This is a genomic window from Bradyrhizobium centrolobii, assembly GCF_001641635.1.
GTDB classification, from domain to species: domain Bacteria; phylum Pseudomonadota; class Alphaproteobacteria; order Rhizobiales; family Xanthobacteraceae; genus Bradyrhizobium; species Bradyrhizobium centrolobii.
The window spans coordinates 1-18,532 of sequence record NZ_LUUB01000076.1; the positions used below are offsets into that span (position 1 = coordinate 1).

Genomic DNA, 18,532 nt, shown 5'->3' on the forward strand with positions numbered 1-18,532 from the left:
TAGGGTCTGTACCTAATTAGCGCGCTCTGATTCTCTTGCACCCGAACTGATTCGGCACGGGGGCTTTGATGCGCAAGGGGCTGTTCTGGCTCAACGACAAGCAGTGGGCTCAGATAAAGCCGCATCTGCCAACGAACCAGACCGGACCGGAGCGCGAAGATGATCGACGCATCATCAGCGGTATCATCCACATGCTTCAGTGTGGCGCGCGCTGGCGCGATTGCCCGCCCGACTTTGGTCCTTACACGACGATCTACAATCGGTTCAATCGCTGGGCCAAGCGCGGACATTGGCAGGCGATCTTTGAAGCGCTCGCCCGCTGCGGCAAGGATGGCGTGACTTTGTCCATCGACTCCACCTCGATCAAGGCGCATCGCTCGGCGAGCGGCGGAAAAGGGGGGAACATGAACAGGCGATCGGCCGCTCGCGCGGCGGGCGGACCACGAAAATCCACGCGCTGAGCGACCCTGATTGCAAACCCTGCGCATTTCATCTCACTCCGGGCCAGGACGCAGATATTGCCGCAGCGCCGGCCCTTTTGGAACTCGCGCCGCCCATGTCTGCCCTCATTGGGGACAAAGGCTACGACGGCGACGGCTTTCGCGCCGAAATCGTCAATCGTGGCGCCAAGCCCGTCATTCCAAACAAATCCAACAGGGTGACCTTCCACAACTTCAGCAAGCGCATCTATAAAGGGCGCAATGTTATCGAGCGTTGCTTCTGCCGGCTCAAGGATTTCAGGCGTGTCGCAACTCGTTACGATAAACTCGCCAGAAACTTCTTGGCTGCCGTCCACATCGCAGCCATCGTCGCCTATTGGATCAATTGAGTCTGGACCCTAGATCGACCAATGAATCCGGAGCCGTTTTCCATGTCTAAGCCCACAGCTCGCGTCGGCCGCATCGCCATCCTCTGGCGAGGCGATGCAGCGGCGCGCCGCAGTGCCTCGCCAGAGACCAGCCGGTTCAAGGAAATGTTCGCCGCGCTCGACGATATCGGCGTCGATGCGGAACCGGTGGTGTATGAGGACGATGTTCGCGACACCGTGCGCGCGCAGCTCGCCACGTTCGACGGCGTGCTCGTCTGGGTCAACCCGATTCACGAGGGGCGCAACCGCGCCAATCTTGACGCGCTGCTGCGCGAGGTTGCGGCGCGCGGCGTGTGGGTGAGCGCCCATCCCGATGTAATCCTCAAAATGGGCACCAAGGAGGTGCTCCATCGTACCCGTACGATGAGCTGGGGCTGCGACATGGCCCTCTATCAAACGGCCGAGGCGATGCGCGCGGAATTGCCGTCACGGCTCACCGCCGGGCCACGCGTCATCAAGCGCAACCGCGGCAATGGCGGTCAGGGCGTCTCGAAGGTCGAGACGCTGGCAAGTCCGGGCAACCGGCCGATGGTACGCGTCCTTGATGCCACAAAGGACGCGGCGGAGGAAATGACACTGGATGAATTTCTCGATCGGTGCACCGGGTATTTCGAAGACGGCTGCGTGATCGATCAGCCGTTCCAGGCGCGCCTGAGTGAAGGTGTGGTGCGCTGTTATATGGCCGGCGATCGCTGCGCCGGCTTCGGCCACCACAAGGTCAAGGCGCTTGTCGAGGCACCGGCTGCGCGCGCCGAAGCCGGACCGCGGCTCTACACCTCTCATGCCGACCCTCGCTTCCAGCGCCTGCGCCGGTTGATGGAAAACGAGTGGACGCCACAGCTCACCTCCTTACTGGATATCCCGAGGAGCGATCTTCCGATCATCTGGGATGCGGACTTCATGCTCGGCCCGCCCAGCGCCGACGGGACTGACAGTTACGTGCTCGGCGAGATCAACGTGAGCTCGGTCTTCCCGATTCCCCACGAGGCATCGGCAGAGATCGCCTGCCGGGTTGTCGATCGATTGCGGTCCAAGCCCTGAGGAGTCGACCGCTTCCACTTCTGCCGGTGTGGGATCCTTCGCGATCACATGAAGCCCGGGTTGCGCGGTAGATACTGGACCCAGTTGCCGAATTCACGCGACGACATCAGCAACATCGGAAGCTTGATGCGCATTCCATGCTCCATCGCGGTGTTGAGAGCCGCCTCGCTTGCGCCAGGCAAGAATGCCGATACCCGCGACGAGCCGCTCTCTGCCGCCAGGCGCATCGCCGTCCTCAACGCGGGAGCGACGGCGCGGGACTCCGTGACGGCGAGCGGTCCGATGTGTCCGCCGGCGTCCACGTAAGCGTAGCCCATCCAATCGCTTCCGTCGTAGAGATTGAACCCTCTCGTCCTGATATCGTTGATCAGATAGCGGTGATGCTTTTCGCGCGACACACCAAGAACCAGCTTGTCCGCCTGCGCGAGGCGACGCAGGCTCGAAACTTCTTCCTCGATCGGCGTGAAGTCGAATTGCGGGCCCTGCAAGCGGCCGATCAAATGCTCTCGCGATGCGCTGACGCTGTAGATCGGAAATCGCGGAAGCAGTCCGTGGCGGATGTAGAGTCCTTGCGAGACCGTGTTGAAGCTGAAGGTGATGAGCACCCTGTTCGAAGCGCCCGATGTCCTGGCGTGCTCCAGAGTGCGCTTGATCAGCTCGTTGCCCACGCTCCGCCCCTGGTGATCGGGCGACACGAACAGCTGCGCCAGAAACCACATGTCACCGCAGACCCAACTCCAGGCGAAGCCGAGGATCCGGCCGTCCTCTTCCGCCACCCACAGGCCGTCGGCATCGTCCTCCAAGGAGAACAACTGAAACCTGGGAGGGGAGGAGACGGCCATGGGCCCGAAGCCATGCCGTTCCGTGAGATCGTTGATGCTGGAGACGACGAGGGTGTCGGCGAATTCGAGATCCTGCGCACGTGCCGGCCGGCAAACCACAGGCATCGGGCAACTCCGTCAGATGGTTGCGTGGCGTTCAAAACCTCGCCGTGCCGGGATCGAGCCCAAGCGCCAGCCGTCCGGCGATAATGTAATTGTTCGGACTCATCGCGATGTGTTTCACTGCGGCGTGCACGTCGCGGACCGCACGCTCCAGGGAGCAGGTCTCGAAGATGGCGGCCGTGCCCGCGCTGGCTGCCAGCATGTCGGTGATGGACATCGCAGTCTCGGCCGCATGGGCGTTGGCGATCCGAATGGTCGCGCGCGCCTCCACCAGCCATTCGCCGCCCGTCTCGGTCACAGCCATCAAGTCCCTCATGGCATCGATCAGGAAGGCGCGGGCGGCGCGAAGCATCGCTCTCGTCCGCCCGACCGTCGCCTGAACGGTTTCGCGATCGCGCAGCAACGCCCGGGTACCCAGACGGCTTTTCCGGCAGGCAAGCTCCGCGAACGAGGCAATGGCGCCCGACGCGATGCCGAGCGGCACGCCGCAGATGCTCCACGCGAACACCGATGACGGCGGCATGCGATACAGCAGTCCGGCCTGGGTCGGTCGCAATCCGAGAAAGGGATGGGCGTGGGCGGCTGGCACGAAAATATCCCGTGCCTCGAAATCGCAACTTCCGGTGCCGCGCAGTCCGGACACATGCCAGTTGTCGAGGATCGTGACGTCGCCCCGGCCTGGATAGCAGCAGATGAGTGGCGCGTCCGGATCCTCGGGTTTGACGCTGGCCAGCACCATGAATCGGGTCGCGTGATGCGCGCCGCTGCCAAACGGCCAGCGTCCGGAAACGCGATAACCGCCATCGACCGGGATCGCAGTGCCGACCGCACCGGTCGAGCTGGCGACAAAGCTATGCCGGTCGGCAAACCAATCGCGTGCGACGGCCTCACCGAGGTAGCCGCCGATCCGGCTCATGCCGCCGCCGTTACCGACGAGCCAGCCGACCGAGCCGTCGAGCGCCGAGGCGGCCTCGACGACGCTCATGAACTCGAAGGGAGACAGCTCGGGCCCGCCGAGCGCTTCCGGTAGCCACAGGCGAAACAGGCCTGCATCGGCCAGCGCCCCGAAAACCGCATCGGGCAAGCGCCGGCCGCCGTCGAAATCATCGCGCCCCGCTGCGATCAGCGGGGCCACCGCCTGGACGGCCGCGAGCGTCCTGCAGACGCGATCGGGGGTACCGGCGATCATGGCCGAAGCGGGACGGGCCATCAGGTCAGACTGCGTCATGATCGTCGGCCTCCGCCGCGTTGCAGGGATCACGCATCAGGCAGCGCTCGAAGTTTCTCAGCGCCGCTGCAGCATGATCGTCCGTTCCCCCGAGGTCCTGAATCTGTTCCGAAAAAGTTGCAAAAAATGTAGTCTCCAGGCCATGGCGACGATCCACGAATTCGGTCCGTACCGCCTCGACGCGGAGGCCGAGATGCTGTTTCGGCAATCCGAACCGGTCGTGCTCGGACGGCGCGCGGTGACGCTGCTTCGGCTGCTTGTCGAGCGGGCCGGAACGCCCGTTTCCAAGGACGCACTGATGGAGGCAGCGTGGCCGGGGCTTGCGATCGAGGAGAGCAATCTGACGGTGCAGATCGCCGCCCTGCGACGGATATTTGCCGACGTCGAGGGGGGCGCGACCTGGATCGAGACGTTGCCGCGCCGCGGCTACCGCTATGTCGGGCCGGCGGTTTCGACCGGGCCCGAAGCGGGCCTGCCGACCTCACCGGCATCTGCAGTGTCCGACAAGCCCTCGCTCGCAGTGCTTCCGTTGTCGAATTTGAGCGGAGATCCCGCGCAGGATTATTTTTCCGACGGGATCACGGGGGACATCATCGCCGAATTGTCGCGGTTCAGGTCGCTGTTCGTCGTCGCCCGCCACTCCAGCTTCGCCTACAGGGGCATGTCGACCGAGATCAAACGGGTCGGCCGCGAGCTCGCCGTCCGGTACGTGGCCGAAGGGAGTGTGCGCAAGATCGGCAGCCGGGTGCGAGTGACCGTCCAGCTTCTCGATGCCGGGAGCGGTTATAATCTCTGGACCGAACGCTACGACCGTGAACTCGAAAACATCTTCTCCCTGCAGGACGAGATCGTCCGAGCGATCGTCGCGGCCCTGCCGGGCCGACTGGAGGACGCCGGCCGCGAGATCGCCAGACGCAAACGGACTTCGAGCATTACCGCTTATGATTTGGTTCTGCTGGGGAACGAGCGGTGGCGTCAGTTGACCGTGAAGGGGATGGCGGAGGCCAGGGAGTATTTCCGGAAGGCCGTCGCGCTTGACCCGCAATATGCCCGCGCCCACGTCAACATCGCCTGGACCATCGTCTGCGACGTGTTTCTCGAATCGCCCGCCACCGCGACATTGGACGAGGCGCTTCGCGAGATTGAAACCGCGCTCGATATCGACGACGGCGACGCCTGGTCTCATGGCGTCTTCGCGCAGCTGCTGTTCCTGCGGAACGAGGACGCCAAGGCCGAAATCCATTTCAGCCGGGCGCTCGCGCTCAATCCAAACGACGCTGATGTCGCCGCCGTTTTCGCCAATATCCTGGTCTACTGGGGGCGGTGGCGCGAGGCGCTCACATGGATCGGGGCGGCCAAACGGCTCAACCCCTTTCCGCCCAACCTGTACCATTGGTATCACGCGCTCGCGCTTTATTCGGGGCACGAGTACGGGCTGGCGGTCAAAGCATTGATGGAGGCGCGATCCCTCGATAGGTGGTCGCACGGACTCCTTGCGGCCTGCTATGCGCAGATGGGCCGGCTCGGCGAGGCGCGGGTTGAAGCAGAGGCATTCGTGCGGGAACGCTCCCGTGAACTGAACGAGAATGGTGACGCCCTGCCCGCGAACACGCTTGATCTCGCTCAGGCCCGAGCCGGAAGGTACAGGGATCCCGCCGACCGCGAACACTTCCTTGATGGGTTACGCAGGGCGGGTCTAACCGGCTGATACGACACGCTGCCGTTTTCCTGTCGAGACACAAGCTGCAGCCTGCAGTGATAGTGGGAGCGCGCGGTTCGAGGATCTGAGCACCCGCCATCGAACTTGGTTGCGGGGAGGCTCAACGCCCGAGTCCTGCGATTGGTAGAGCAGGAAATTCCTAAGTTTGCGGCCTAGGCTTCGTGCTTCCAATGCGACCGGTCGTGCGCCGAGTCCTGCCTTATCGCTTCCTAGCCCTCCGAGCGCGGAAAATGAATCATGAGGGCGACACTTCCCCGACGCCGGTGCGGCACCGCTCAAGGCCCCGCCCGGCACACCTTCCGAGAGTACCAAAATCTGTGCCCGCCCTCTTGAACGGCCCCCCTTCTTTCATAGGTCGAATTAGTCCCAGGGCCGGTTTCTGGCTCCCGTCCTGTGATATCGCTTGTGACATCGCCGATCCCTTAAGGAGGACATGCAAGTAATCCCGTCCGCTGAATGAGCGCACGCTCATGCACCGCATGTATGCCGAGAGGGCGGCTTAGGGCGAGAAGCTGAAAATCGTTTCAGGGAGGTTCGCATCATGGTTGCCAAGGACGTGAAATTCTCCACAGAGGCACGCGAAAAGATGCTGCGCGGCATCGATGTTCTGGCTAACGCCGTGAAGGTCACGCTCGGTCCCAAGGGTCGCAACGTCGTTCTTGACAGGTCGTTCGGTGCGCCGCGCATCACCAAGGACGGCGTCACGGTCGCGAAAGAGATCGAGCTGGAGGACAAGTTCGAGAACATGGGCGCGCAAATGGTGCGCGAGGTCGCCTCCAAGACGAGCGACGTCGCAGGCGACGGCACCACGACCGCGACCGTGCTGGCGGAGGCCATCGTCAAGGAAGGCGCCAAGTCGGTCGCCGCCGGCATGAACCCGATGGATCTGAAGCGCGGTATCGATCTTGCGGTGGATGCGATCGTTCGCGACCTGAAGAGCCATGCCAGGAAGGTCACCGCCAACGAAGAAATCGCCCAGGTCGCCACCATCTCCGCCAATGGCGATGCCGAGATCGGCCAGTTTTTGGCCGATGCCATGAAGAAGGTCGGCAATGAGGGCGTCATCACGGTTGAAGAGGCTAAAAGCCTCAACACCGAGCTCGAGGTGGTCGAGGGCATGCAGTTCGACCGCGGCTATGTCTCGCCCTATTTCGTCACCAATGCCGAGAAGATGCGGGTCGAGCTCGAGGACGCCTATATCCTGATCCACGAGAAAAAATTGTCTGTGCTGCAGAGCCTGCTGCCGCTGCTTGAAGCCGTGGTGCAATCGGGCAAGCCGCTTCTGATCATTGCCGAGGATGTCGAGGGCGAGGTGCTGGCGACACTTGTCGTCAACAAGCTGCGCGGCGGCCTAAGGGTCGCCGCCGTTAAGGCGCCGGGATTTGGCGATCGGCGCAAGGCGATGCTGGAAGACATCGCGGTGCTGACCGCCGGCTCAATGATCTCGGAAGATCTCGGCATCAAGCTCGAAAACGTCACGCTCAACATGCTCGGGCGCGCCAAGAAGATCGTGGTCGAGAAGGAGAACACAACCATCGTCAGCGGCGCCGGCGCGAGAAAGGACATCGACGGCCGTATCACGCAGATCAAGGCACAGATCGAGGAGACCACTTCCGATTACGACCGCGAAAAGCTGCAGGAACGCATGGCAAAACTCTCGGGTGGCGTCGCAGTGATCCGCGTCGGTGGCGCGACCGAGATCGAGGTGAAGGAACGCAAGGACCGCGTCGACGACGCGCTGCATGCAACCCGCGCAGCCGTAGAGGAAGGCATCCTGCCCGGCGGTGGGGTCGCGCTGCTCAGGGCGCAGAAGGCGCTCAAGGGCATCAAGACCACCGGCGCCGACCAAAAGGCGGGCGTCGACATCGTGCGCCGCGCGCTCCAGACGCCGGCGCGCCAGATCGTTGAAAACGCCGGCGAGGACGGTTCGCTGGTGGTCGCAAGACTGCTCGAGAAGGATAGCTACACTTGGGGCTTCAATGCCGCGACGGGCGAATATGAGGATATGGTCAAGGCCGGCGTGATCGATCCCGCCAAAGTCGTCCGCACCGCGCTACAGGATGGCGCCTCGATTGCTTCGCTTCTGGTCACGACCGAAGCCCTCGTCGCCGAAAAGCCAAAGAAGCCGGACGCACACGCTTCCGCCACGCCGCAGATGGATTTCTGACGAGCGCGCCAACCGGCGAAACCGAGTTATTGTTTGTGCTAAAATCTGGTGCACCAAACGCAAAAAAACCCAGCAATCCATTGAGATTGCTGGGTTCTTTCTGATCAAACTTGGTTGCGGGGATAGGATTTGAACCTATGACCTTCAGGTTATGAGCCTGACGAGCTACCGGGCTGCTCCACCCCGCGTTAAACCGTTGCACACCTTCATCAAAATGCCGGAGACGGTGGATGGAGGACCGGCGCTGCTCGCGCGGCTTTCATCGCGTCCCAAAGGCTTTCCTTGGAAGGCAACCCGGGGCGAAGCCCGTCGGGTGCGAGGGGTATGTATCAACCCGGGCTCGCTTTGGAAAGGCCCGCGGAGACGTTTTTTTCGACTTTATGACAGCCGGACGGGGTCAGATTCGGGCTGTTTGACGCTCTCTTGCCAGAAGTTCCGCAAAGCGCCAGCTTGCGGCAACAAGATTAAGGGGGAAACGCCATTTTGAGGGGAAACGCCATGGATCGATCCCTGACGAGCGCCCCGCTAGCGGCGCTGGAGGACCCCTTCCACGCCATGGTCGCGCGGTCGCGGGCCGAACCGGCCCCTGGCCTCGCCGAACGGCTCGACCGGCTGGCACGCCTGCGCGTCGTGGTCGCCGACAACGAAGAACGCTTCCGGCAGGCGATCTCGGCCGATTTCGGCCACCGCTCGGCGGTGGAGACCACCATCGCCGAGACGCTGCTGGTGTTCTCTGAGATTCGGCACGCCACGAAACACCTGAAGACCTGGATGGCGCCGCAGCGCGTGGCGACCGCGCTGCAATTCCTCCCCGCACGCAACCGGCTGATCCCACAGCCGCTCGGAGTGGTCGGCATCATCGCGCCCTGGAATTATCCGCTCCAGCTGACGCTTGCGCCCGCAATCGGGGCCATCGCCGCCGGCAACCGCGTCATCATCAAGCCGAGTGAGCTCGTGCCGCACTTCTCGGCGCTGCTGAAGGAGGCGGTCGCGCAAAAATTCGACGCCACTGAGCTGCTGGTCACCGGCATCGAGGACGAGATTGCAAAGGCGTTTGCGACGCCGCCCTTCGATCACCTGGTGTTCACCGGCTCGGCCCGCGTCGGCCGGCTGGTCGCAGAGGCCGCCGGGCGCAATCTGACGCCCCTGACGCTCGAGCTCGGCGGCAAGTCGCCCGCGATCATCGACGTATCGGCCGATCTCGAAGAGGCGGCCGAACGCGTCGCCTACGGCAAGCTGCTCAACGCCGGGCAGACCTGCATCGCACCGGACTACGTGCTGGCGCCGGAGAACTTTGTGCAGGCCTTCGCCGAGAAGGTACGCGCGCAGATGCGGCGGATGTTCGGCACCGATCCCGCGAACAAGGATTACACTGCGATCATCTCCGACCGGCATTATGCGCGGCTGGAGGGCCTCGTGGCCGATGCAGCCAGCCGCGGTGCAAAGATCCTGCAACCGGCAAAACCTGACGATCCCAACTGGAAGGCGCACCGCAAATTCCCGCCGACGCTTGTCGTCGGCGCGACCGAAGGGATGGCGGTGATGCAGGAGGAGATCTTTGGCCCCGTGCTGCCGGTGCTGGGCTATCGCGATCCGACTGACGCGATCGCCTTCGTCAACCGGCGCGACCGGCCGCTCGCACTCTACTGGTTCGGCAAGGACCGCACTGCCCGCGACGAGGTGCTGTCGCGCACCGTCTCCGGCGGGGTCACCGTCAACGATTGCCTGTTCCATTTCACGCAAATCAACCAGCCGATGGGCGGCGTCGGCGCATCCGGCACCGGCGCCTATCATGGCGAATGGGGCTTTCGCACCTTCAGCAAGCTGAAGCCGGTGTTCTACCGCTCCAAGTTCAACCGGCTCGCCGACCTCTACCCACCCTATGGCGGCAAGATCGCGCGGCTGGAGAAGATGATTCGGTTCATGTCGTAGATCGTCTCAACACCGTCATTCCGGGGCGCCTCGAAGAGGCGAGCCCGGAATCCATCTCGCCACCAACGATGCGGATGAATGGATTTCCGGGTTCGCGCTTCGCGCGCCCCCATTGCGCCCTTGCGCAATGTGGAATGACGAGAAGAAAATGCAGGGGGGAAATACAATTGACTGACACTTTCGATTTCGTGGTCGTCGGCGCGGGCTCCGGCGGCTGTGCGGCGGCAGGACGGCTGTCGGAGGATGCGGGGACGTCCATGGCGCTGCTCGATGCCGGCAGCGTCGCGCTCGCAAGCGGTGATGCGATGAAGGCGCCGCTGATCGATCCGAATTTTCTCGGCGAGGAGGATGATCTTGAGTCGATGCTCGCGGGCTTCAAGACCACGCGGCGGCTGATGGAGACGCCGGCGCTGCACGCGCTGCAGAAGGACATGTTCACCGCCGGTGTGGCCACCGACGACGACATCCGCGCGCTGCTGCGCGAGCGCGTCGACACCGTCTATCACCCCGTCGGTACCAGCAGGATGGGTACGGATACAATGGCGGTGGTCGATCCCGCATTGAAGGTGCACGGCGTTGAGGCTCTGCGCGTTGTGGATGCTTCGATCATGCCAACGCTGATCGGCGGCAACACCAATGCGCGGACCATCATGATAGGGGAGAAAGCGGCGGATATGATCAGGGCGGAGGTGCGGGCGAGCTAAAGCGACGCTGCTTCAACATCGTCGCGGTGAAGTGTGAAACTGCCGCCTCATTCTCCGGCGTCGTCCCGGCGAAGGCCGGGACCCACAACCCCAGGGAGCGGTTGTGGCGCGAGATTGGTAACCACGAGTCTTCGCCAAACTTCTCCCGGGGGTATGGGTCCCGGATCTGCGCTCCGCTACTGGACAGCGCTTCGCGCTGCCAGGCGCTGCGCTTGTCCGGGACGACGTAGGAGTAAGCTCGCGGGCCCGGGACGACGGCTGAGTGAAGTTCGCTTGTCGAGAAATGCGGCCGCGTTCAATTCAGCAGAAAACCACCATCCACCGTCACCACACTCCCCGTCATGTACCGCGACGCCTTCGACGCCAGCAGCAAAATGGCGCCGTCGAGATCGGACTCGGCGCCGACGCGGCGCTGGGGGATGCGCTTGGTCAGGCGCTCCCCCGCCGGCGTCGACCAGAAATCGTGGTTCATCTCGGTGTCGATATAGCCGGGCGCCAGCGCGTTGATGCGGATGTTCTGGCCGGCGAGCTCCAGCGCCATCGCCTTCGTCGCCTGGATGATGCCGGCCTTGGAGATCGCGTAGGGCGAGACCGCCTTCAACACGCCGGTGCCGAGCACGGAGGCGATGTTGACAATGTTGCCTTCCTGCTTGCGCGCGATCATTCGGCGCGCGACTTCCGTCGCGAGGAAATAGGCGCCCTTGAGATTGGCGCCGATCACCGCGTCCCAATCGGCCTCGGTCTGCTCGGTCGCGAGCTTCTCGATCGCGATGCCGGCATTGTTGATCAGCACGGTGATGGGACCAAGCGCTGCCTCTGCGGCATCGACGGCGCTAGCGATCGAGGCGGTGTCGGTGACATCGAGCGCGACCGCGACCGCGCGACCGCCCTTGCCGCGGATCTCCTCTTCCAGGCTCTTCAGCTTGCCGGTCTGCCGCGCGGCAAGCGCGACGGCCGCACCATGCGCCGCCAGAACCCGGGCAAATTGCCGCCCCAGCCCCTGGCTCGCGCCGGTCACAAGGATGGTTTCTTTACTGACGTCAAATAGGCCTGACATGGCGATTTCCTTGGACGATTTCCTTGGACGATTTCCTTGGGCGATTTCCCCTGAGCTCTTGGAGCCATCAATACAGACGATTTTAGCGATCTGAAACCGGAATGATCAGTTCGCCGTTCATTCGTTCCACGAGGCAGGGCGTCTGCACATGAACAGTTTCGATCTCGCCGTCTACACTGCGCTGGCGATCGCGGTCGGTTTCGGTTTCAGGACCGGCCTGCTCCGCAGCGCCATGACCATTCTCGCCTATCTCCTGGCCGCTCCCATCGCGATCGCGTTGATGCCGCTGATTGCACCGCAGATCGCCAGCAATCCGAATGCACCCCTGCTCCAGAACTGGATGTGGTTCTTCGGCATCTTCCTGCTCGTCGGCATGCTGTTCGGACATATCGGCCGCGTCGCCCTCGACGACACGATCGGCGAGGCCGGTATCGGCGACCGGCTCGGCGGCGCCGCGCTGGGTGCGGTGCGGGTCGGCCTCGTCGTCACCACGCTGGTCCTGATTTTCGATAAGGTCGTGCCAGCCAAACACGAGCCGCCGTTCCTCGCCGGCTCACGTCTGCGACCGCTGTTCTCGGCGGTCGGACAGATCGGTTTCAAGTCGCTGCCGCCGGAGGCCGCGGCTGCGATCGACCGCCTCAAGCAGGAACGGCGGACCTGATCAGGCGCATTTGCATCGCCGCACGGCCACGCCATGCGTTTTGATGCGAGCCCGTCCCTTATCAGCGGCGCCGAGGTTGGCTAATGTGCCGCCTCTAAACCTGCCTGACATCACGGGAGTGAAACAGTGGATCTTGGGATCAAAGGTCGCCGCGCCATCGTCTGCGCATCCAGCAAGGGCCTGGGCCGTGCCTGCGCCATCGCGCTTGCCGAAGCAGGCGTTCATGTCACGCTGACCGCGCGCGGCGCCGAAGCTTTGAAGAAGACGGCCGACGAGATCCGGAAGGCCTTTCCGGACGTGACGGTCACCGAGATCGTCGGCGATATCACGACGCCGGCGGGGCGCGAGGCCGTGCTGAAGGCCTGCCCCGATCCGGACATCCTGATCAATAATGCCGGCGGCCCGCCGCCCGGCGATTTCCGCAACTGGACCCGCGACGACTGGATCAAGGCGATCGACGCCAACATGCTGACGCCGATCGAGCTGATCAAGGCCACCGTCGACGGCATGATGGCGCGCAAGTTCGGCCGCATCGTCAACATCACCTCGGCGGCGGTGAAGGCGCCGATCGACATCCTCGGCCTGTCCAACGGCGCGCGCGCCGGCCTCACCGGCTTCATCGCCGGCCTGTCGCGCAAGACCGTGATCAACAACGTCACGATCAACGGCCTGTTGCCGGGCCCGTTCGAGACGGATCGCCTGCGCGGCACCGCCAAGGCCGAGGCCGAGAAGCGCGGCATCACGCCGGACCAGCTGCTCGCCGAGCGCGCCAAGCTCAACCCCGCGGGCCGCTTCGGCCACCCGGATGAGTTCGGCTATGCCTGCGCCTTCCTCTGCGGCGCCAAAGCCGGCTTCATCACGGGGCAGAACATCCTGCTCGACGGCGGCGCCTTCCCGGGCACGCTGTAACCGCACTTGCAGGTACGCTCCCTCGCCCCGTTCTTACGGGGTGAGGGGGCCGCCTCCACATTGACGGCGGCAACGGGACTCGCAGAAGCTCCCCCTCACCCGGCGCTTCGCGCCGACCTCTCCCCGCAAGCGGGGCGAGGTGAAGTCACTCAACGCCGCCGCGTGGGCTCGTCTTCGTCCCGCTCACTGGTGTCGGAGGAATCGGCGGCAAGGCGCTCGTCGGTCCAGTCGACGCCGAATTCGTCGAGGCCGTCCGCCAGAAGGTCACCCAGCATCGGGTCGCCGAGCAGATATTGCACCGTTTCGTGCCGGGGCCTGCGATACGCGCCTCGCGCCTCCACGGCGCGGGCGCGCAAGTCGTCCCACTCCTCGATCGTGCCGTCGCCGCGTCCGAGCCAGGTCAGCGCGACGAGATCGACCTGCTCGTCCTCGTTCAAGGCCGCAATGAAGCTTCCGAGCTCGCCGCCGACGGGATCGGAGCCGTCATCCTCCAGGACATCGACCGCGTCGTCATCGGTGGGGTTCGAGCCGGAATCCGGATCGGAGTCCATCTCCTTGACGTCGAATTCGCGCGCCATCTCGATGATGAAGGCGACTTTTTCTGCGGAAATCGCAAGCTCTGGCATCAGTCCCTCCTTAAGTTCCCGCGATAACGCCGCATCGCACCAGATGATCCATTGCGTCCGACGGCTGAAACCCGCAATCTCGGCGCAAAGCGCCCCACTCAACCGTCATTCCGGGGCGCGACCAATGGGTCCGTGCGAAGCGCGGCCCAATGCTCGCGAACCCGGAATCCATTTGGCCACCGGTGACGCGGATGAATGGATTCCGGGCTCGCGCTACGCGCGCCCCGGAATGACGATGGATGCCGGCGCAACAACGAACATGGGGATGCGCCGGATGCAGTGGAAGATCGGCAGGGTGAGGATCACCAAGGTCGTGGAATTGGAGACGGTCGGCTCGACCCGCTTCATCCTGCCGCTCGCGGGCAACGAGGAAATCCGCAAGCTGCCCTGGCTAATCCCGCACTTCGCCACTGACGAGGGCCGGCTGAAGATGTCGATCCATTCGCTGGTGGTGGAGACGCCCTCGCAGCGCATCGTGGTCGACACCGGCCTCGGCAACGACAAGCAGGGCCGCAACGTCCCGACTTGGAACAACCGCAACACGCCGTTCCTGGAGACGATGACGGCGGCAGGATTTGCGCCTGCTAGCATCGACACCGTGCTGTGCACGCATCTTCACGTCGACCATGTCGGCTGGAACACGAAGCTCGCTGGTGGCAAATGGGTGCCGACATTTCCGAAAGCACGCTACGTGTTCGGCAGGACCGAATATGAGCACTGGCGCGACCACTCGACCGATCCGGACAAGCAGGCCGTGTTCGCAGATTCCGTGAAGCCCATCGTCGATGCCGGCCGCGCCGAGCTGATCGCGAGCGACCATCGGCTCTGCGAGGAGATCAGCATGATTCCGACGCCGGGCCATAGCCCCGGGCACATGAGCATCCTGATCCGGTCCGAAGGCGGACAGGGCCTGCTCACCGGCGACGTCGCCCACCACCCCTGCCAGATGGCACATCTCGACTGGTCATCAACGGCGGATTCCGATCAGAAGCAGTCGGCCGAAACGAGGCGCGAATTGTTCTCGCGCTTCGCCGATACGCCGACGCTGGTGATAGGCGGGCACTTTTCCGCCGGGCATATCAAGCGCGAGGGGGATGCGTTCAAGTTTGTGGCGCTGGGGTGAGGCACAATCGTAAGGTGGGCAAAGCGAAGCGTGCCCACCAAACCGAGATCACTCGAAGAGATGGTGGGCACGGCGCTCCGCGCCTTTGCCCACCCTACGAACGAAGGGCAGCAATGCGCCCCGCTTTGAGCGGTTGAATTTCCCGCCGCCCTGTTCCATGAAGCTATTTAACCGATCGGTCCATCTCAGGGAGAAACGAGAATGAAGCTTGTTCGTTATGGCGAAAAGGGTGCGGAAAAGCCCGGCCTGATCGACAAATCCGGCCAGGTGCGCGACTTGTCGGCCCATCTGAAGGACCTGACCGGCGAGGCCTATTCGCCGGAATCCCTCAAGAAGCTGGCCGCCCTCGACCCCGCCTCGCTGCCCGCCATTTCCGGCAAGCCGCGGCTCGGCGCCCCCGTCACCGGCATCTCGAAATTCGTGGCAATCGGGCTCAACTACAGCGATCACGCCAAGGAGACCGGCAACCCGATCCCGGCCGAGCCGATCTTCTTCCTCAAGGCGAACACGGCGCTCTCCGGCCCGAACGACGCGGTCGAAAAGCCCCGCGGCTCGACCAAGCTCGACTGGGAGGTCGAGATCGCCGCGATCATCGGCACCCGCGCCAAGTATGTCTCGGAAGCCGATGCGCTGAACTACGTCGCGGGCTACTGCGTCTGCAACGACGTCTCCGAGCGCAACTTCCAGATCGAGCGCCTGGGGCAGTGGACCAAGGGCAAGTCGCACGACACGTTCGGCCCGCTCGGGCCTTGGCTCGCCACCAAGGACGAGATCAAGGACGTGCAGAACCTGTCGATGTGGCTCGACGTCAACGGTCAGCGCCGCCAGACCGGCTCGACCGCGACCATGATCTTCTCCATGGCCAAGTGCATCTCCTATGTGTCGCAGTTCATGACGCTGCTGCCCGGCGACGTCATCACCACGGGCACGCCGCCCGGCGTCGGCATGGGCATGAAGCCGCCGACCTTCCTCAATGTCGGCGACGTCGTCACGCTCGGCATCGAGGGCCTCGGCGAGCAGCGCCAGGAGATCGTTGGGGCGTAGCCCCGCGCACCAGCGCATCACGTATCGTCATGCCCGGGCAAAAGCGCGAAGCGCGTCTTGGCTCAAGATGTCCCGGGCATCCACGAGACTCTCTCATGCCGTCATTCCGGGATGGCGCGTAGGGCCAGACCCGGAATCTCGAGATTCCGGGTTCGATGCTTCGCATCGCCCCGGAATGACGGAGGAGAAGGCACCGCCGCAGAATCTTGTTTGCAGGGAATCGTCCGCATGAAACTCTCCTTCTCCGCCGCCTCGCCTTTCGCCCGCAAGGTGCGCATTGCCGCGATCGAGCTCGGGCTGATCGACAAGATCGAATTCACCCCCGCAACCGTCGCGCCCGGACAGGCCAACGAAGACTATTCGCGCATCACGCCGCTGAAGAAGCTGCCGGTGCTGATCACCAACGACGGCGACGTGATCCTCGATTCCTACGTCATCGTCGAATATCTCAACGAGATGGGCGGCGGCAGCCTGATCCCCGACTACGGGCCGCGGCGCTGGAAGGCCAAGACCAATCACTCGCTGATCAACGGCATGCTCGATTCCATGCTGCTGTGCCGCTACGAGAAGATGGTGCGGCCGCAAGGACTGCAATGGCAGGCCTGGTCGGACGACCATTGGAACCGGGCCTGGACCGGCATGGCGCGCTTCGAGAACATGCCGGAGGTGTTGAACGGCCCGTTCGACATCTCGCAGATCGGCCTCGTTTGCGTGCTCGGCTATGCAGACTTCCGCTTCGCCGATTGCGGCTGGCGCAAGGCCTATCCGAAGCTCGACGCCTTCCACCAGAAGATGCTGGAGCGGCCCTCCGTGAAGATCTCGGTGCCGCCCTTGGCGTAAACCGCGGGAGTTCTCATGAGCCTCAAATTCTCGGTCGGCGATCTCACCATCCATCGCGTCATCGAGCAGGAGACTTCCTTTGTGCCGGCGCTGGACATGCTGCCCGGGCTGACGGCCGAGGTGCTGGCCGAGAACCGCACCTGGATGCGCGAGGCCAGGGCGCTGGATGATCAGGACGTGTTGCTCCTGTGCTTCCAGTCGTATGTGGTGAAGACGCCGCATCACACCATCCTGATCGACAGCTGCATCGGCAACGACAAGCCGCGGCCGCAGCGACCGAAATGGAACATGAAGACCGACGACACTTATCTGCGTGCGCTGGGCGCCGCCGGCGTCTCGGTCGACGACATCGACTTCGTGATGTGCACGCATCTGCATGTCGATCACGTCGGCTGGAACACACGGCTTGAGAACGGCCGCTGGGTGCCGACCTTTCCCAAGGCGCGCTATGTCTTCGCCAAGCAGGAGTTCGACTACTGGTCCGAGCAGAATGCGAAGGCCGAGGTGCCGCCCTTCGCGGACAGCGTGTTGCCGGTGGTCGAGGCCAAGCGTCACGAGCTCGCCGGCAACGACCATCAGATCGGCGATCACGTCCGCATCCTGGCGACGCCGGGCCACACGCCCGGCCATGTCGCGTTCACGATGGGCCGCGGCAAGGACGATGCCGTGTTCTCCGGCGATCTCATGCATTCGCCGCTACAGACGCTTTATCCGGAGCTGTCGATCAAGTTCGACGTCGATCCGGCACAAGCCGCAAAGACGCGCCGCAGCTTCCTGGAGCGCTATTGCGACACCGACACGCTGTGCTGCACCGCGCATTTCCCCTCGCCGTCGGTGGGGAAGATCAGGCGCAAGGGGAATGCGTTCGTTTGCGCGGCGGTGTGAGCGGTCTCTTTCACCTCTCCCCGCTTGCGGGGAGAGGTCGGATTGCGAAGCAATCCGGGTGAGGGGGAGTCTCCGCGAGTCCGTCTGTCACTGAATTTGCGGACGCAGCCCCTCACCCCAACCCTCTCCCCGTAAGAACGGGGAGAGGGAGAAGACAGAGCGCCTCAATCAAACAGGCTCGGCGTGTGGTTGACGAGCGCGCCTTCGATCTCGAGCATTTTCAGCTTGGTCACCACGCCGCCATTGGCGGAGAAGCCACCGGGCTTGTTGCCGGCTGCGAGCACGCGATGGCAGGGCACCACGATCGGGCACGGGTTGCGGCCGAGCGCCTGGCCGACATCGCGTGACAGCTCGACGCCGCCGAGGCGCTTGGCAATGTCGCCATAGGTCATGGTCTTGCCGGGCGGGATGGTGCGGGCGATCTCGTAGACGCCGCGGTTGAAGTCGGGAACACCGTCGAGATCGAGCGGAATGTCGGTCAGGTCGTCCGGCTCGCCCGCAAGCAGTTTTACGATGCGGTCGATCGCCTGCTGCACCTCGGCCGTCGGCTCCGCTTCGTTGGCCTCGGCATGGCGCTGATGGATGCGGGTGCGGATCTTGTCCTCGCCGCCCATCGGCAGTTGCACGCCGTTGATGCCGCGCGGGCCCCAGGCGATGGCACACAGGCCGATTCTGGTTTCGAACAGGGTAAAATGCTGGTCGGTCATGGCTTGGTTCCTGGCTTGCTTCCTCGTCGCAGGCCCCCGCTTGTGATCTTCCCTTGAAATCTAGGCTTGGAAATAG

15 protein-coding genes, 1 tRNA gene and 2 pseudogenes are annotated in these 18,532 nt (G+C 63.7%); 12 read left to right on the top strand and 6 right to left on the bottom strand.

The window, feature by feature from the left end; all coding sequences use genetic code 11:
• Window positions 1–68 precede the first annotated feature (68 nt).
• Window positions 69–829, top strand: a pseudogene (locus AYJ54_RS47755) (IS5 family transposase).
• Window positions 830–850: 21 nt separating this feature from the next.
• The gene (locus tag AYJ54_RS24350; protein ID WP_063702827.1) at window positions 851–1,909 is read left to right on the top strand and encodes a Cj0069 family protein; all 1,059 of its coding nucleotides are present in this window, start codon (window positions 851–853) and stop codon (window positions 1,907–1,909) included.
• 44 nt (window positions 1,910–1,953) lie between these two features.
• On the opposite strand, the gene AYJ54_RS24355 is transcribed toward AYJ54_RS24350, so the two are convergent.
• Both AYJ54_RS24355 and AYJ54_RS24360 read right to left on the bottom strand, forming a co-directional pair.
• Complete coding sequence (locus tag AYJ54_RS24355) at window positions 1,954–2,856, bottom strand: GNAT family N-acetyltransferase (RefSeq protein ID WP_063702829.1); 903 nt, start codon at window positions 2,854–2,856, stop codon at window positions 1,954–1,956.
• Between the two features lie 31 nt (window positions 2,857–2,887).
• Complete coding sequence (locus AYJ54_RS24360; RefSeq protein ID WP_161491899.1) at window positions 2,888–4,042, bottom strand: acyl-CoA dehydrogenase family protein; 1,155 nt, start codon at window positions 4,040–4,042, stop codon at window positions 2,888–2,890.
• Window positions 4,043–4,079: 37 nt separating this feature from the next.
• On the opposite strand from AYJ54_RS24360, the gene AYJ54_RS24365 reads away from it, so the two are divergent.
• Together AYJ54_RS24365 and groL are read left to right on the top strand one after the other, a co-directional pair.
• A complete protein-coding gene (locus AYJ54_RS24365; protein WP_245329118.1) occupies window positions 4,080–5,789 on the top strand; it encodes a winged helix-turn-helix domain-containing tetratricopeptide repeat protein in 1,710 nt (569 codons plus the stop codon).
• A gap of 553 nt (window positions 5,790–6,342) precedes the next feature.
• Window positions 6,343–7,968 carry a chaperonin GroEL gene (groL, locus tag AYJ54_RS24370; RefSeq protein ID WP_063702833.1) on the top strand — a complete coding sequence of 542 codons (1,626 nt, stop codon included), beginning with the start codon at window positions 6,343–6,345 and terminating at the stop codon, window positions 7,966–7,968.
• Window positions 7,969–8,079: 111 nt separating this feature from the next.
• Here groL and AYJ54_RS24375 read toward each other — a convergent pair.
• A tRNA-Met gene (locus AYJ54_RS24375) sits at window positions 8,080–8,156 on the bottom strand.
• Window positions 8,157–8,466: 310 nt separating this feature from the next.
• Between AYJ54_RS24375 and AYJ54_RS24380 the strand changes: the two genes are divergently transcribed.
• Window positions 8,467–9,900, top strand: a complete 1,434-nt coding sequence (locus AYJ54_RS24380) for a coniferyl aldehyde dehydrogenase (protein WP_063702835.1) — start codon at window positions 8,467–8,469, stop codon at window positions 9,898–9,900.
• Window positions 9,901–10,175: 275 nt separating this feature from the next.
• A pseudogene (locus AYJ54_RS24385) lies at window positions 10,176–10,604 on the top strand (GMC oxidoreductase); the annotation flags it as partial.
• A gap of 295 nt (window positions 10,605–10,899) precedes the next feature.
• Here the strand turns inward: AYJ54_RS24385 and AYJ54_RS24390 are convergent.
• Entirely contained in the window at window positions 10,900–11,661 is a 762-nt protein-coding gene (locus AYJ54_RS24390; protein WP_063702840.1) for an SDR family oxidoreductase, read from the bottom strand.
• A gap of 148 nt (window positions 11,662–11,809) precedes the next feature.
• On the opposite strand from AYJ54_RS24390, the gene AYJ54_RS24395 reads away from it, so the two are divergent.
• On the top strand, window positions 11,810–12,322 hold the full coding sequence (locus AYJ54_RS24395) for a CvpA family protein (protein WP_063702842.1): 513 nt from the start codon (window positions 11,810–11,812) through the stop codon (window positions 12,320–12,322).
• Window positions 12,323–12,448: 126 nt separating this feature from the next.
• Window positions 12,449–13,231: an SDR family oxidoreductase gene (locus AYJ54_RS24400; RefSeq protein ID WP_063702844.1), complete on the top strand. Its 783-nt coding sequence runs from the start codon at window positions 12,449–12,451 to the stop codon at window positions 13,229–13,231.
• Between the two features lie 149 nt (window positions 13,232–13,380).
• On the opposite strand, the gene AYJ54_RS24405 is transcribed toward AYJ54_RS24400, so the two are convergent.
• Window positions 13,381–13,857 carry a DUF3775 domain-containing protein gene (locus AYJ54_RS24405; RefSeq protein ID WP_063702846.1) on the bottom strand — a complete coding sequence of 159 codons (477 nt, stop codon included), beginning with the start codon at window positions 13,855–13,857 and terminating at the stop codon, window positions 13,381–13,383.
• A 274-nt stretch (window positions 13,858–14,131) separates the two neighbouring features.
• Here AYJ54_RS24405 and AYJ54_RS24410 point away from each other — a divergent pair, with 274 nt between their 5' ends.
• From AYJ54_RS24410 to AYJ54_RS24425, 4 genes are all read left to right on the top strand, one after another.
• Window positions 14,132–14,980, top strand: coding sequence for an MBL fold metallo-hydrolase (locus AYJ54_RS24410; protein ID WP_063702874.1), 849 nt, complete (start codon window positions 14,132–14,134; stop codon window positions 14,978–14,980).
• Between the two features lie 201 nt (window positions 14,981–15,181).
• Window positions 15,182–16,024 (top strand): fumarylacetoacetate hydrolase family protein, encoded by an 843-nt coding sequence (locus AYJ54_RS24415; protein ID WP_063702848.1) that lies wholly within the window; start codon window positions 15,182–15,184, stop codon window positions 16,022–16,024.
• Window positions 16,025–16,252: 228 nt separating this feature from the next.
• Window positions 16,253–16,864: a glutathione S-transferase family protein gene (locus AYJ54_RS24420; protein WP_063702876.1), complete on the top strand. Its 612-nt coding sequence runs from the start codon at window positions 16,253–16,255 to the stop codon at window positions 16,862–16,864.
• Between the two features lie 15 nt (window positions 16,865–16,879).
• Entirely contained in the window at window positions 16,880–17,749 is an 870-nt protein-coding gene (locus tag AYJ54_RS24425; RefSeq protein ID WP_063702850.1) for an MBL fold metallo-hydrolase, read from the top strand.
• Window positions 17,750–17,913: 164 nt separating this feature from the next.
• On the opposite strand, the gene AYJ54_RS24430 is transcribed toward AYJ54_RS24425, so the two are convergent.
• A complete protein-coding gene (locus tag AYJ54_RS24430) occupies window positions 17,914–18,456 on the bottom strand; it encodes a methylated-DNA--[protein]-cysteine S-methyltransferase (protein WP_063702852.1) in 543 nt (180 codons plus the stop codon).
• Window positions 18,457–18,532: the final 76 nt, after the last annotated feature.